This is a genomic window from Mesorhizobium shonense, from assembly GCF_040545255.1.
Lineage (GTDB): Bacteria > Pseudomonadota > Alphaproteobacteria > Rhizobiales > Rhizobiaceae > Mesorhizobium > Mesorhizobium shonense.
In genome coordinates this window covers 15,174-29,261 of record NZ_JBEPLM010000021.1, presented here as the reverse complement: position 1 = coordinate 29,261, position 14,088 = coordinate 15,174, and the positions used below count along the sequence as shown (strand labels likewise).

Annotated in this window: 12 protein-coding genes; 6 read left to right on the top strand and 6 right to left on the bottom strand. The window is 63.9% G+C overall.

Features of this window, described 5'->3' with window-relative positions:
- Positions 1-274: 274 nt before the first annotated feature.
- Positions 275-1,807 carry a DHA2 family efflux MFS transporter permease subunit gene (locus tag ABID26_RS32730; protein WP_126100628.1) on the top strand — a complete coding sequence of 511 codons (1,533 nt, stop codon included), beginning with the start codon at positions 275-277 and terminating at the stop codon, positions 1,805-1,807.
- Positions 1,808-1,995: 188 nt separating this feature from the next.
- Here the strand turns inward: ABID26_RS32730 and ABID26_RS32725 are convergent, their stop codons facing one another.
- Positions 1,996-2,517: a CAP domain-containing protein gene (locus tag ABID26_RS32725; RefSeq protein WP_126100627.1), complete on the bottom strand. Its 522-nt coding sequence runs from the start codon at positions 2,515-2,517 to the stop codon at positions 1,996-1,998.
- A 169-nt stretch (positions 2,518-2,686) separates the two neighbouring features.
- Here ABID26_RS32725 and ABID26_RS32720 point away from each other — a divergent pair, with 169 nt between their 5' ends.
- The gene (locus tag ABID26_RS32720; protein ID WP_126100626.1) at positions 2,687-3,511 is read left to right on the top strand and encodes a DUF2189 domain-containing protein; all 825 of its coding nucleotides are present in this window, start codon (positions 2,687-2,689) and stop codon (positions 3,509-3,511) included.
- Between the two features lie 12 nt (positions 3,512-3,523).
- Here ABID26_RS32720 and ABID26_RS32715 read toward each other — a convergent pair whose 3' ends face one another.
- The 3 genes from ABID26_RS32715 to ABID26_RS32705 all read right to left on the bottom strand — a co-directional run bounded on the left by ABID26_RS32715 (position 3,524) and on the right by ABID26_RS32705 (position 7,696).
- A complete protein-coding gene (locus tag ABID26_RS32715; protein WP_126100625.1) occupies positions 3,524-4,156 on the bottom strand; it encodes a LysE family translocator in 633 nt (210 codons plus the stop codon).
- 461 nt (positions 4,157-4,617) lie between these two features.
- Positions 4,618-6,591: a pilus assembly protein TadG-related protein gene (locus ABID26_RS32710; RefSeq protein WP_126102735.1), complete on the bottom strand. Its 1,974-nt coding sequence runs from the start codon at positions 6,589-6,591 to the stop codon at positions 4,618-4,620.
- Positions 6,592-6,616: 25 nt separating this feature from the next.
- Complete coding sequence (locus ABID26_RS32705) at positions 6,617-7,696, bottom strand: Tad domain-containing protein (RefSeq protein ID WP_245459983.1); 1,080 nt, start codon at positions 7,694-7,696, stop codon at positions 6,617-6,619.
- A gap of 397 nt (positions 7,697-8,093) precedes the next feature.
- Here ABID26_RS32705 and ABID26_RS32700 point away from each other — a divergent pair, with 397 nt between their 5' ends.
- Positions 8,094-8,954 (top strand): TIGR01459 family HAD-type hydrolase, encoded by an 861-nt coding sequence (locus tag ABID26_RS32700; RefSeq protein WP_126100623.1) that lies wholly within the window; start codon positions 8,094-8,096, stop codon positions 8,952-8,954.
- Between the two features lie 33 nt (positions 8,955-8,987).
- Positions 8,988-9,971: a bifunctional riboflavin kinase/FAD synthetase gene (locus ABID26_RS32695; protein ID WP_126102734.1), complete on the top strand. Its 984-nt coding sequence runs from the start codon at positions 8,988-8,990 to the stop codon at positions 9,969-9,971.
- Positions 9,972-9,988: 17 nt separating this feature from the next.
- Here ABID26_RS32695 and ABID26_RS32690 read toward each other — a convergent pair whose 3' ends face one another.
- Entirely contained in the window at positions 9,989-10,543 is a 555-nt protein-coding gene (locus tag ABID26_RS32690; protein WP_126100622.1) for an HdeD family acid-resistance protein, read from the bottom strand.
- 142 nt (positions 10,544-10,685) lie between these two features.
- On the opposite strand from ABID26_RS32690, the gene ABID26_RS32685 reads away from it, so the two are divergent.
- Positions 10,686-12,236, top strand: a complete 1,551-nt coding sequence (locus ABID26_RS32685; protein WP_354417699.1) for an acid phosphatase — start codon at positions 10,686-10,688, stop codon at positions 12,234-12,236.
- A 17-nt stretch (positions 12,237-12,253) separates the two neighbouring features.
- Positions 12,254-12,505 (top strand): hypothetical protein, encoded by a 252-nt coding sequence (locus ABID26_RS32680; RefSeq protein ID WP_126100620.1) that lies wholly within the window; start codon positions 12,254-12,256, stop codon positions 12,503-12,505.
- A gap of 47 nt (positions 12,506-12,552) precedes the next feature.
- Here ABID26_RS32680 and ABID26_RS32675 read toward each other — a convergent pair whose 3' ends face one another.
- Positions 12,553-14,001: a CYTH and CHAD domain-containing protein gene (locus ABID26_RS32675; protein WP_126100619.1), complete on the bottom strand. Its 1,449-nt coding sequence runs from the start codon at positions 13,999-14,001 to the stop codon at positions 12,553-12,555.
- Positions 14,002-14,088: the final 87 nt, after the last annotated feature.

Here is a 14,088-nt window from a genome sequence, read left to right as displayed (position 1 = left end):
GTTGGAGCAGGGGATTGGTCTGATGGGAGGAGTGGGAAAGCTGAGCGTTTGAAGGCGGTCGCGTCGCGGCTCGATCCAAGCTGAAGCTTTCGGCACGGACCCATCGGTTCTCAGGTTTCCGGGCGGCAGGCATCCGCTCAAGTAGAGACTTTCGGTCGATGTAACCCCCACATCGATAGTCGCGTCCCACCGCGATGAGGGTCTCTCAACGGAAGGCCTTGCCGCCCGGAAACCCAATGTACACGTTTTTGTTACCTGCTGGAATTTCGTCACCATGAGCACGCCCGAACCCTTCAAGGAAGTGCCGCATCGCGGCCTGATCACGGTCGCGCTGATGCTGGCGACGATCATGCAGGCGCTCGACACCACGATCGCCAATGTTGCGCTGCCGACCATGACCGGCGACCTCGGCGCCTCGCCCGACAACATCAACTGGGTGCTGACCTCCTATATCGTGGCCGCGGCGATCATGACGCCGGTCACCGGCTGGCTTGCCGATCGCCTCGGCCGCAAGGAACTGTTCCTAGCCTCCGTCGTCGGCTTCACCATTTTCTCCATGCTTTGCGGCCTCGCCTGGAGCCTCGAGACGATGGTGCTCTTCCGCCTGCTGCAAGGTGTGTTCGGCGCCGCGATCGTGCCGCTGTCGCAGACCTTCCTGCTGGACATCAATCCCAGGGAACGCCACGGCCAGGCGATGGCCATCTGGGGCGCCGGCATCATGCTGGGGCCGATCCTGGGCCCGACGCTCGGCGGCTGGCTGACCGAGAACTTCAATTGGCGCTGGGTGTTCTTCATCAACCTGCCGGTCGGCATCCTCGCCTTCATCGGCATGGCCGCCTACCTGCCGAGCATCGCAAAACGCACACGCAGCTTCGATTTCTTCGGCTTCGCCATGCTCTCGCTCGGCGTCGGCGCGCTGCAGCTTCTGCTCGATCGCGGCGGTGAAGTCGACTGGTTCTCCTCGAGCGAGATCTGGATCGAGCTCGGCCTGTCGATCACCGGTTTCTGGGTGTTCATCATCCATACGGTGACGTCCGAACATCCCTTCATCGATCCAAAGATCTTCCTCGACCGCAATTTCGTGACCGGGCTGGGCTTCATCTTCGTCATGGGCGTGCTGATCCTGGCCTCGATGTCGCTGCTGCCGCCCATGCTCGCCAACATCTTCGGCTACCCGACCGTGACCATCGGTGTCGTGCTGGGGCCGCGCGGCGTCGGCACGATGATCTCGATGCTGTTCGTCGGCCGCATCATGCACCGGATCGACGCGCGTATCCTGGTCGCCATCGGCTTCCTGCTCACCGCGCAGTCGCTCTACACCATGGCGAGCTTCACGCCGCAGATGGACAACTGGCTGATCATCTCTTCGGGCGTCATCCAGGGTCTGGGCATGGGCATGGTGTTCGTGCCGCTGTCGACGGTCGCCTTCGCCACGCTCGACGCGCGCTACCGCACCGACGCCACCTCGCTGTTCAGCCTGGTGCGCAATCTGGGTTCCTCGATCGGCGTGTCGGTGGTTGCGGCCCTCATGGTGCAGAACACGCAGATCAACCACAGCGAGCTCGGAGCCTTCATCAACCCGTACAACCCCAATCTGTGGGCTGCCTCGCCGGCGGCCGCAGGCGGCGACCCCGCCGCGCTTTCGCAGGTCGACAGGCTGGTGAACGTCCAGTCGATGATGATCTCCTACATCAACGACTTCAAAATCCTGATGGTGATGACGCTGATTGCCGTTCCGTTCGTGGTCCTGCTGCGCAAACCCAAGGCGGCGCCGGCCGGCGGTGCGCCGGCAGCGCATATGGATTGATTTTCATCGCGACGCATCTGCGACGCGTAATCTCCCCCCTTGAGGGGGAGATGGCCGGCAGGCCAGAGGGGGTCGGTCCGACTGGGCTCGGCTTGCTTGTGCAGATGGAGGTTGGCGTTCTATGCGCGGCGACCCCTCTGTCGCCTTCGGCGACATCTCCCCCGCAAGGGGGGAGATTTGGCGCGGCGTTACCTGCCCAGCACCAGCGCCCAGTAGCGCAGGCTGGGATCGCGGCCGTCGCGCACATAGGCCAACCCGAATCGGCTGAAGTCCGGATCGAGCATGTTGCGCCGGTGGCCGTCCGAATGCATCCAGATGTCGAACAGCTTTCGCTGGTCGAAGCGGCCCTCGGCGATGTTCTCGCCTGCGGCGCCGCGCACCCCGTTGCCCTTCATGCGCGAGGCGAAATCCTTGCCCCAGCCGGTCGTGTGGCTCATGCGGGCGCGCGAGGCCATGTAGCCGGCCTGCTGGAGCGCTGCCTGTTCGAGCTGTGTATCCGGAACCAGTGCCGGCAGCCCGGCCGATGTGCGGATCGTGCTCAACGTGGTGGTGGCGGAGGACGATACGCCGGCCCGTCCACCGGTCGGCAGCGAGACGCTGCCGCAGGCGGCAATGCCGCCAAGCGCCGCAAGGCCGATGGCCTTGAGCCCAATGGCCTTGAGCAATGTGCGTCTGTCTGGATTGAGGGATTCGGTGGTCAGGCTGGTCATTCGGCCTCTGATACCGGCGATCATGGCTTTTGCCGGGCAGGCGGTGAAAATCGCGTAAAGCGGCGACATTGCCCGGAAGATCGGCTATGATCGCAGCGTTTCTTGAAAGTGGCAGCCACGGAGCGGCCACCCAGGCGGTGACCGCCCCCGAGCAATACGGAGGACGGTTATGGCCGGTTTTCATGTCATGGCGGACGCGCGAGGGATGCATGTGCAGCCCACGGTGCGCCACATCACCACGTCTGATCTGTGGGATGCGTTGCGGCTCGGCGCCGAGGATTTCTGGGCCAAGCCTTCGCACTACGTGTTCCTGTGCCTGATCTATCCGATCGTCGGCCTGATCCTGACGCAGTGGTCGTCGGGCTCCAACGCCATCCAGCTCGTCTATCCGCTGATGTCGGGCTTCGCGCTGATCGGACCCTTCGCGGCGATCGGCCTCTATGAGATCAGCCGCCGGCGCGAGCTCGGCATGAGCAGCCGCTGGCACCATGCGCTCGACGTGCGCCATTCGCCCGCGCTGCCCTCGATCGCGGTGATCGGCGTCCTGCTTTTCGCCCTGTTCCTTCTGTGGCTGTTCACCGCGCAATCGATCTACACCGGCCTGTTCGGCGCCGGGCCGCCCGCTTCCGTCGGCACCTTCCTGCGCGACGTGCTGACGACCGGCAGGGGCTGGACGCTGATCCTGCTTGGCAATGCTGCCGGCTTCGTCTTCGCGGTCATTGTGCTTGCCACGACCGTGATTGCCTTCCCGCTGCTGCTCGACCGCGACGTCGGCGCCGTCTCGGCGATCGAGACCTCGGCGCGCGCGGTGATGGCAAATCCGCTGCAAATGGCGCTCTGGGGCCTGACGGTCGCCGTGCTTCTGGTGATCGGCTCGATCCCGCTGTTTGCCGGCCTTGCCGTCGTCATGCCGATCCTCGGCCACGCGACCTGGCATCTCTATCGCAAGGTGGTCGAGCCGGAGCAGATCCGGCCGGTACGTCGGCCGATGTAGGGGCCTCGCCAGCTACCTTTGCGCCTCGGTCGCCATCTTCAGGGCGAGCGCGGTCAGCACGGTGCCCATCATCCAGCGCTGGACGACCAGCCAGAACGGCCGTCCGGCAAGGAAGGTGGCGATCGAGCCTGCCGTCACCGCGATGATGGCGTTGACGGTGAGGCTGATCGAGATCTGCGTCACGCCCAGCACCAGAAGCTGCGATAGCACGTGACCCTTGGCCGGGTTGATGAACTGTGGCAGCAGCGAGAGATAGAGCACCGCCACTTTCGGGTTGAGCAGGTTGGTCATCAGGCCCATGACGAACAGCTTGCGCGGCCTGTCCTTCGGCAGCTCGCGGACCTGGAACGGCGAGCGGCCGCCTGGCCTCAGCGCCTGCCAGGCAAGCCACAGCAGGTAAAGCGCGCCGACGATGCGCAGCGCGTCGTAGGCGTAAGGCACGGCGAAGATGAGCGCGGTGATGCCGAACGCCGCCGACAGCACATAGAACAGGAAGCCCAGCGCCACGCCGCCCAGCGAGATCAGCCCGGCCTTCGGCCCTTGCGACAGCGAGCGCGAGATCAGGTAGATCATGTTCGGCCCAGGCGTCAGCACCATGCCGAGGCAGATCAGCGCGAAGGTCAGATGATTGGCGGCGTCGGGCATCGGGGTTCTCCGTTCGCGGTACACTCATCACGTGCGTTCGCCGACCGCAAGAGCATGATTGCGAGAGCTTTTGCGCCAGCGTTGAAAATTGGCGAAAGTGGCAGAGTTGCCGATCTCCCCCCTTGCGGGGGGAGATGCCCGGCAGGGCAGAGGGGGCTGTCCCGCCAGCCTCTCAGCACTTAATTCTCCGATTCCGCCAACGCTTCGTCATCCTCGGGCTTGACCCGAGGATCCATGCCGTGACGTTAAAGCCTTGAAAACGTTGCAGAATTCTGCACAGCTGCCCCCTGGTCAATGTCACGGCATGGATCCTAGGGTCTACGCGCGTCGCTTCGCTCCTTGCTCCGCCCTAGGATGACGAATGCGACAGGCCGCGTTCCTTCGCACCCCCCTCTGGCCTGCCGGCCATCTCCCCCTCAAGGGGGGAGATTGGCAGCTTCCGCGCCGGCGTTACATCCGTGCTACCCCACCACCCGCAAATTCGACAGCTCGTTCGCAATCTCTTTAAAGTTGTCCGAGAGCGTCGCGCCGGTCGCGTTCCAGAATAGCTTGGCGGGCTTGCTGGGGTCGGCCGGGTCCTTGCGGAAGCGGGAGTCCGACGAGCAGGTCTTCAGCGCCTCCATCGCCTTCTTGTCGCCGGCGTCGGTCGAAGACATGTCGAGCGCAACCGTCATCACCATGATGTTGGCCGCCTTGGCGTTGTCGCAGAGCTTGGCCATCTGCTCGTTGAGGGCGCTGGTGTAGTTGCTCGAGGTATAATTGAACTGGCCGATATCGCTCGATGTGCCGCCGAACAGGCGGGTAACCGAAGTGCGGTTATAGCCGACGCCGGTATAGCCGTAGGCGGCATAGGTCGACTTGTTGCCGGCAGGGTCCGGATTGACCGTCGAATAGGTGTTCTCGCCGTCGGTAAGCACGATGACGACCTTGTCGTTGCCGCGCTCGGTCTCCGGCCGTCCTTCGGTGAACGGTGCCGCGCTGGAGACGGTGCGCCAGCCCCAGGCCATGCCTTCCGGCACATTGGTGTTGCCGTTGGGAACCATCAGGTCGATCGCAGCCTTGACGGCTGCGAGCCCGTCGGCATTGGCGACGTCGGTGAGCGGCGTGATCGGCGTGGTGGTGCAGCTGTAGTTCGGGCCGGCGCCCGCGCCCAGCACCGGGGCATTCATCGGCCGCGGCTGGAAATACTTGGCCATATTGGACTGCCGCGTCGGCCCGTCAGGGCTCGACGGGTCGTCGTTCCACCAACTGTTGGCGGCGCCGTAGGTCGCCGGCTTCGGCTCGTCCGGATCCTGCGTCACTTTCCAATGATCGCCGGGCTCGTCTGGCGCAAACATCGGCACGAACATGGTGGCGGGGTCGCCGACGCCGATGCCGGTGTTGTTGGGGCCGCCCGATGCCGGCGTGTCGTCGACATTGTAGGGATAAGGCCGCACCTCGACGCAACCCTGCCAGCTTGCGAACGGGCCGTAGGTGTCGTTGTAGTCGTATTCGTTGTGGCTGCGCTCGCAGGTGTTGTTGGAACGGTATTCGTCGCAGACGACACGCTTGCTGCCGACGATGCGCTCATGGCTGGTGACGACCTTCATGTCCCGGTAGAGCGAGAGGCGGCTCAGCGCCTGGCCTTCCTCCGTGCCCCAGCCGGTGCCTTTCTTGTACCAGATGCCGTTGATCTTCTCGGCGTATTTGTCAGCGGCGTGGAGCGTCGACCAGTCGAAATTCTCGTTGGCGATCGGCGACAGCCCGTAGACGTCCATCCAGGAGGCGTTGTCGTTGTCCGGCCCGACATTGACCGAGGCGGCGAAGGGCACGAGGCTGAACTGGACCGGCTTGTCGATCTGCTTGATCTGCGCCGCCTGCTGGGCCAGCGTGTCGACGAGCTGCTTGGCGGCCTGCTTGAGCAGGTCGATGCGCTTCTGCCCTGTGCCGGACCCCTTCGTCGACATCGAGCCCGAATTGTCGAGCACCATCGCCACTTCCAGCGTGTTCTTCAGCCGCACCTGCGAGCACGGCCCGAGCGTGATCGGCTTGTTCGCGTCACCTTCGGACGCGCCGTTGAGCAGAGCCGCCGCCGGGTAGAAATAGGGGTGGTAGTTGAGCGTCGCGCACATGCTCACCAGGCCGCCGCCGGCCTGGCTGCTGGGCAGCGTGACGTCGAGCGAGATCGTCGTCGGGTCGATGTTGTTGAGGTTGGCGTTGAAGAAGCCGACCGCATAGGCCCTGATCTGGTCGTCGGTCGCGCCTTCCGCCAAGCGCCTCGCGGCGGCGAAGTTGGCCGCGTCGAGCGCATTCAGCACCATCTGCTTTTGCCGGTTGAGCTCGGTGAAATCGACGGCGATCGCCAGGGCGCCCATCAGCGGCACCATGGCAATCGCCGTCACGAGGGCATAATTGCCGCGCCGGTCGCGGCGAAATCGACGCCAGAATTCGCGCATCTGTGGTAAGCGGCCCTGCATGCGACTACTGCGTCATCACCGTCTCGGACGGCCTCTGGTTGAAGGCGCACTTGCCGGTCACGGTGTAGAAGAAGTCGGCATTGGAAACCGGCGCCGGCACCGCATTGCCGCCGTCTTCCCAGGCCTGATAGCTGGTCTCGCCGCAAGGCACGGCGGTGAAGATGTCGACCTTCTCTCCGGTCTCGACCTCGGGCATATCGGTCTGGCTGGCGCCGATATAGAGCCGGTTCGAGGTTGTGGGATCGTTCGACACCAGCACCTTCGGATTGCCGGAGGGTACATCCATCTGCAGATAGAGCTGGTCCATCTGGCTGACGTCGATGGAGGCGCCGGCGCCGTTGGCCGGGTAGGTGGTGGTCGCGCAGGTCGTGAGGAAGTAGATCGTCTTGTTGCCGTTGTTTTTATCCTTGGTGGTGCCGAGGATCGCGTCGGCCGGCGGATTGCTGAAGGGGCCGGTTGAGCCCGTCGTCGTGCAGGTCTGCTGCTGGACCTGCGTCTGCGTGGTTCCATTCACCGTGTAGACAGTGCTGGTTCCGTAGCCCTTCGGCTCGGTCACGGTGTAGTTCTTATTGTGGTCCGTATAGGTGTATTTATAGGGGATGTAGTTGTAATCGATCTTCATGAGGCTCTGGCCGTTGGTTTGGGCGAACTTGGTGCCGTAGAGCGTCATCGTCTTGTTCCAGTAGCCCGACACTTTCGACACCTTGAAATCGGCCTGCACCAGCGCCGGCGTTTTGTTCACCGCCGAGGCCACGCCGACATTGACCGTGTTGATCCTGGCGATCCCCATGAAATCGGTCGGCATCGGATAGGCCGCCGTGGCTTTGAAGCTCGCCGTGCCGTCGGCGGCGACGTCGACTGCGGTGAGCGTCGCCGTGCCCTGTCCGCTATTGGCGACATAGGCCTGCTGCAGCGCTACCTCGCGGTCGGCCTTCGTGGTCGTCGTCGGCATGGTGGTGATCGACAGCACCGCGGCGTCCAGCGCGTTCTGCATGTTGCTCCTGGTCGTCACCGCCGAGGTGTAGTCGACGGAAAAGCCGACCGCGACCAGCAGCGACAGCATCACCATGACAACGACAGGCATGAAGGAGCCGTCGCTGCAGCGAAGGAATCGACCGATCGTGTCAATGGCGGCCGCCGGGACATAATTGTCCCGCCTTTCGCGAAGAAATCCGCGGATCATTGCGCTTAGCCCCCGCCAAAGACCCAATTGATGTACGACCATGGTCGTATTTGATCTGCAACCATGGTCATAAATCCTTAAATTTCAGCTTGAGCGAAACGATCAACAACGCGCAGCCTTTTTGACCGCGCGTTAACCCTTTGCTTTCGGGCGGGCGATATCGGGGCTCGCCCCGCGGGCGATGGCGAAAGCTGATGACAGGATGGAGCGCTTCGGTTATGCGGGACCGGCCGTGGCGGCCTCCGAACTGAAAGGATGGCTGTCGCGGCCTTGCCAGGGATCAGATCAGGAAAACGGCATGGCGGATTCGCCGGACATCATAGCTTCGCTCGCCGATCTATCAGGAAACTACACGGCCATCCTGTGCGACGTATGGGGCGTGGTGCACAATGGCGAATGGCACTTTTCCGTCGCCGCGGAGGCGCTGGCCCGGGCGCGCGCGGCAAAAGTGCCGGTGGTGCTGATCACCAACTCGCCGCGCCGCAGCGCCGACGTCGTTGCGCAGATGAACGCGATCGGCGTTCCGGCCGATGCCTATGACCGTGTCGTCACTTCCGGCGACGTCACCCGCGACCTGATCGCCGAGGGTCCGAGGAAGATTTTCCACATCGGCCCGGAGCGCGACTTCACCCTTTATGACGGCCTCGACGTCGAGCTCGTCGAGGAGTTCGAAGCTTCAGGCGTCGTCTGCACCGGACTTTATGACGACGAGGTGGAGAAGCCGGCCGACTATGCGGAACTGCTGCAGCGCCTGCGCGCCCGCAACCTGCCTTTCATCTGCGCCAATCCAGATATCCTGGTCGAGCGCGGCGAGCGGACCATCTGGTGCGCCGGTGCGCTGGCGCGCGACTATGCGCAGCTCGGCGGCCGCACGCTGGTCGCCGGCAAGCCTTTCGCGCCGATCTACAACCTCGCCATGAAGGAGGTCGCAGGCCTGCTCGGCCACGCTGTCGAGCGCCCGGCTGTGCTCGCCATCGGCGACGGCATGATGACCGACGTCAAGGGCGCCGCCGACAACGGCTTCGACGTGCTCTACGTTTCGGGCGGTATCCATGCGCGCGACTATGGCGACCCGCTGCGGCCCGATCCCGAAAGGCTGGCAGGCTTCCTCGCAACGCACGGCTATCGGCCGGTCGCCGTCATTCCGCGGCTGCAATAGGCGGGAAGCCGGGCCATGACGGGTGCCTCTGACATGACGCAAGCTTTCGAACGCATTTCGGCGGTCGCGCCGTTGCCGGCGCATCTGCGCGGCGGCGTCGTGGCGATCGGCAATTTCGACGGCGTCCACCGCGGTCACCTCTCGGTGCTGGAGCGGGCGCTGGCCGAGGCCGCCCGCCGCGGCGTGCCGGCCCTGGTGCTCACCTTCGAGCCGCACCCGCGCAAGGTGTTCAGGCCGGAGGTACCGCTTTTCGTGCTGACGCCGCCGCCGATGAAGGCGCGGCTCCTGGCCAGGCTCGGCTTCGCCGCCCTGGTCGAGCAGCCGTTCACGCGCGACTTCGCCGCGCTCTCGGCCGATGCGTTCGTGACTGACGTGCTGGAGCACAAGCTCGGCATCTCCCACGCCGTCACCGGCTTCGACTTCCATTTCGGCAAGGACCGCCAGGGCGGCCCGGCCTTCCTGATGGCGGCCGGCGAGCGCCACGGTTTTGGCGTCACCCTGGTCGACGCCTTCCGCGACGAGGGCGCCGAGGTGGTTTCGTCGAGCCGCATCCGCGCTTTGCTTTGCGAAGGCGAGGTGGCGGAGGCCGCCGGCCTGCTCGGCTATCGCTTCACCGTCGAGAGCGAGGTGATCGGGGGGCAGCAGCTCGGCCGCACGCTCGGCTTCCCGACCGCCAATATGAGGCTTTCGCCGGAAGCCACTCTGAAGGAAGGCATTTACGCCGTCCGCTTCCGCCGCGCCGACGGCACGCTGCATGACGGCGTCGCCAGCTTCGGCCGCCGCCCGACCATCGACGACAATGGCGCGCCGCTGCTCGAAACCTATGTCTTCGACTTCTCCGGCGATCTCTACGGCGAGACCTGCGAGGTGTCGTTCTTCGGCTATCTGCGCCCCGAGCTGAAGTTCGACGGGCTCGACGCGCTGGTGGTGCAGATGAAGCGCGACGAGGCCGAGGCGAGGGCGCTGCTCGCCGGTGTGCGCCCGCTCTCGGAGCTGGACGCCGCGATCTGTTTTTGATCGGCTGGGGACCCCGGCTACCGCTTCAACGCCAACCCGATGGCGATAAAGCTCCAGCCCTGGAAGATCAGGTCGATGGCCAGGAACATGCCGAGCACCCACAGGCTGTTGACCGGCCAGCCCATGGCGATGATCAGGCCAAGCAGGATGGTGATGACGGCGGCCGCGAGCAGCCATCCCCAGCCTTGCTCAGGGCGGTGATTGTAGGCGACCCAGGCCCTCAGCAGCCCGGAAGCGACAAGCGCGATCGCCAGCAGCAGGGTGAGCACCGCCGAGGCAAGCAGCGGATTGTCGAAGGCGAAGAAGCCGGCCACGGCGTAGAGCAGGCCGCTAAGCAGCCAGTAGAAGAAGCGTCCCCAGGTTTTCACGCCGAAAGCATGGATGATCTCGATGACGCCGGCCATCAGCATCAGCCAGCCGACGACATAGACCGAGGCGACGGTGGCGATGAACAGATTGCCGAAAGCGATGCCGCCGAAAATCAACAGCAGCACGCCGAGCGCCACGAACCATCCCCATTTGTCGCGCGTTCGTCCGATCGCGTCTTTCAGGGCATCGCCTTGCAAGCTCATGATCCATCTCCCTCCGGATTTGGCCGCGCATCCTGCGGTTGAAGGAGGGTAATCCCAATGGCATAGCCCGTCCAGCGCGGTGGCTATTGCAAAGACATGCCGAAGCTGGTGTCATCCCATTTTGCGCTAGGGAGGTATGGCGATGAAGCGATCCTCTGGGCTCGCCCTGTTTTCCTCTGCTCTCGCTCTGTGCGCTGCCGCTTCGGCTCCGGCGCTTGCGGCGCAGCCCGGCGATCAGCCGGACGGCATCGCCAAGATAGAAACGGTGGTCGTCATCTTCGCGGAGAACCGCGCCTTCGACAATCTCTATGGCCATTTTCCCGGCGCCGAGGGCATCGACAAGGCGAGCCAGGAAAGCCTTGAGCAGCGTGACCGTGACGGTTCGGTGCTGTCCGAACTGCCGCCGGTCTGGGACGGGCTTACGGGCAAGGGCGTGACGCCGCCGGTGACGCAAGCGATGACCGAGCACCTTCCGAACGAGCCGTTCACCGTGAATGACGCGAAGGGGTTCAATGTTCCGCTCACCGTCGTAACGCACGATCTGTGGCACCGCTATTACCAGAACCAGATGCAGATCAACGGCGGCAAGAACGACATGTTCGTCGCCTGGGCCGATTCAGGCGCCATGCCGATGAGCAATTGGGACGCCTCCAAGACCGACATGTGGGCGGTCGCTCAGAAATATGTGCTGGCCGACCATTTCTTCATGGGCGCCTTCGGCGGCTCTTTCTTCAACCACCAGTGGCTGATCTGCGCCTGCGCGCCTTATTATGCTGATGCCGACAAGAACCCGGCCAAGCCTTCGATCTCGGTGACGGACGATAGCGGCACTGCGCTGAAGGTCGCCGACAACTCGCCGAAATCGGCGCGCGACGGCATCCCGAAATTCGTCTCCGACGGCAATCTGACGCCCGACTTCTACGTGGTGAACACGATGCAGCCGCCTTACCAGCCGAGCGGCAACAATCCGGCGCCCGGCGGCGATCCGCGCATGGCGGATGCGGCCAAGCCGACGACGCTGCCGCCGCAGACGGAGCCGACCATCGGCGACATGCTCAGTCTCAAGCACGTCAGTTGGGCGTGGTATTCGGGCGCCTGGCAATACACGCTCGATCACGGCAACCACACACCGACACCGAATTTCCAGTACCATCACCAGCCGTTCAACTACTACGCCAACTATGCGCCGGGCACCGAAGCCAGGCGCGAGCATCTGCGCGACGCCGGGCTCGGCGGCGTGAGCTTCATCCAGGCCATCGACGATGGCGGCCTGCCGCAGGTCTCCTTCTACAAGCCGCAGGGCAATCTCAACGAGCATTCCGGCTATGCCGACATCCAGGCCGGCGACCGCCATATCGCGGATGTCATCGCCCATCTGGAGAAGAGCCCGCAATGGCCGCATATGCTGGTCGTCGTCACCTATGACGAGAATGGCGGCATCTGGGATCACGTCGCTCCGCCCAAGGGCGACCGCTGGGGGCCGGGCACGCGCATCCCCGCGATCATCGTTTCGCCTTTTGCCAAGCGCGGCTATGTCGACCATGCGCCCTACGACACGACGTCGATCCTGCGCTTCATCACCGAGCGCTTCGAACTGCCGGTGCTGCATGGCATCGTGGTCCGCGACAAGGCCGTGGCCGCGCATGGCGAGCCGCCGCTCGGCGATCTTACCGGCGGGCTCGACCTCAATTGAGGGCGCGTAAGACGAAGATGGACGTCGACAGGATCGTCGCCCTGGTCACCGCTGCCGGCATCGAGCTCACCGATCGCCGCCGTAGCGCCAAAGGCGACGGTTGGTCGCTCAGCTTCGCCAACGGTGCGACGGTGGAGGTGGGCGACGACGGATCGGTCCGTGTTACGGGCAAGGGCGCCAAGGCTGTGGCGAAGCTTCTGGACCTGCCGACAGCGCCGCGCGGCAGCCGATCCGCGCGAGCGATTAGCCTACGAGACGACCGCTCTTGACCCGGAACTGACGTCCATCTTCCGATGCCGGACCTTCGTCGCCCCGCTCAACGCCAGAAGCGCCTGGTACTGACAAAGGCGTCGTGTGCTTCCGCGGCGTCCTTGAGAAGCTTGGACTTGTCCTCGGCGCTGAAAAGATCTTTCGCACCCGCCACGTCCGATAGCTCCAGCGCTGCCAACATATCGGGCGCGGTGGCGATATCGTTGAGGCTGCCGAGATGATCCTGGAGGCCCTTCATCGCCTCGATGAACCGTCGGTGGCGTTTGGCTTCCGCCTTGCTGTTGTAAAGCGGCTCGAAGAACTCGGCCGCGTAGCGCAGTTTCTTTGCGGCGATTCGCACTTTATGGCGGGTCTCGTCATCGGCATCGATGAGATCGTTGCCGCCCTTCGCCACCTTTTTCCAAAATTTGTCGAATACACCTGAGGCCAAATTCCTCGACGACTGCTCGTGCAACTTTTCGTCCGATTGGGTTCGCCAGTCCCCGATGGAAATCCACTCGGTGGCATCGATCATCAAGGAGCGAGCGCGCACCGAGGAGAGCGATGCTTCGACCGCAGCGTAGGCGTCGTCGCGCGCGTCTTGAAGACGGCTTGAAAGGGCCTCGCTCGAAGCTCGACCGATCATCACGTCGATATTGCGTGCCTCGCCAAGCTCCGAGGCGAGCCATTTCAATTCTTCTCGTAAGTGGTCGAAACGGCTGTCGTCGAATAGCGACTTGCAGATCGAGCATAGTGAGCGCAGCCGTCGCAGCGACACGCGAGCCTGGTGCAGGGCGTCGGCATCGCGAGACCAGCCGAGCGCCGTTTCATTGAGCCGAAACTGTTTGAGACAGGCCGCCGCGATGCGCGCGAAAGCTGTTGCCGCGCTCATCTCGGAAGTGAGCGGGGTCGCGGCGGATTTCACAGCACCGGGCGCCGAACTAAGCAGACGATAGCCGCGTTCCGCTTTGCTCAGCACGCCGAGATGCGCCGGCGTGATCAGGTCGACTTTGCGGGCGAGCGCAAACAGCGCTCTCGGTGAACCCGCCTTCTTTTCCAACTCGATCTCGCAGAGCGAAGCCTCGCGGTCGGCTGCAACGACCTTGCCAGCGTCCAGAGCGACTTCGACCGTCGCGTCGCCATCGATCACATTCCAACGATGCCGTTTGACATGAACCTCGAACAAGGGCGTGAGCTTTCGGCCATCCCCCGCAAGCAGGTCTCGGATCCGTGGATCGTCAAGTATCGGTGTGTCGCCGGCGACCGGTCGCTCCAATTCCTCGCGTGTGAACGATCCGGCCGCGGCGCCATCGCCCGCTTTGAGGGTTTGTATCCTTTCATTTCCCGATTGCCGAATGCGAAGCGATAGGCCGCGCTTGGACAGATCCCATCCGGTGGTATCGAAATAGATGGATCTCTGCTGAAGAATGGTGGGCGGGGATCCGAACGGATTTTTCTTTAGGAGCGACCGCGCACCCGATTGCGAAAGCTCGAGCTTCAGTTCCGTTTCCCGCATGATGTCCTCGGCGCCGCCTCGCCTCACGGCAATCGAAGGGGCCCACCTGCATGGTGCGTCATAAAGCTGTCACAAACAACCGCCCGC

Coding starts and splice junctions, on each gene's coding strand:
- ABID26_RS32730 (WP_126100628.1), top strand. CDS start 275: ATGAGCACGCCCGAACCCTTCAAGGAAGTGCCGCATCGCGGCCTGATC.
- ABID26_RS32725 (WP_126100627.1), bottom strand. CDS start 2,517: ATGACCAGCCTGACCACCGAATCCCTCAATCCAGACAGACGCACATTG.
- ABID26_RS32720 (WP_126100626.1), top strand. CDS start 2,687: ATGGCCGGTTTTCATGTCATGGCGGACGCGCGAGGGATGCATGTGCAG.
- ABID26_RS32715 (WP_126100625.1), bottom strand. CDS start 4,156: ATGCCCGACGCCGCCAATCATCTGACCTTCGCGCTGATCTGCCTCGGC.
- ABID26_RS32710 (WP_126102735.1), bottom strand. CDS start 6,591: ATGCGCGAATTCTGGCGTCGATTTCGCCGCGACCGGCGCGGCAATTAT.
- ABID26_RS32705 (WP_245459983.1), bottom strand. CDS start 7,696: ATGCCTGTCGTTGTCATGGTGATGCTGTCGCTGCTGGTCGCGGTCGGC.
- ABID26_RS32700 (WP_126100623.1), top strand. CDS start 8,094: ATGGCGGATTCGCCGGACATCATAGCTTCGCTCGCCGATCTATCAGGA.
- ABID26_RS32695 (WP_126102734.1), top strand. CDS start 8,988: ATGACGCAAGCTTTCGAACGCATTTCGGCGGTCGCGCCGTTGCCGGCG.
- ABID26_RS32690 (WP_126100622.1), bottom strand. CDS start 10,543: ATGAGCTTGCAAGGCGATGCCCTGAAAGACGCGATCGGACGAACGCGC.
- ABID26_RS32685 (WP_354417699.1), top strand. CDS start 10,686: ATGAAGCGATCCTCTGGGCTCGCCCTGTTTTCCTCTGCTCTCGCTCTG.
- ABID26_RS32680 (WP_126100620.1), top strand. CDS start 12,254: ATGGACGTCGACAGGATCGTCGCCCTGGTCACCGCTGCCGGCATCGAG.
- ABID26_RS32675 (WP_126100619.1), bottom strand. CDS start 14,001: ATGCGGGAAACGGAACTGAAGCTCGAGCTTTCGCAATCGGGTGCGCGG.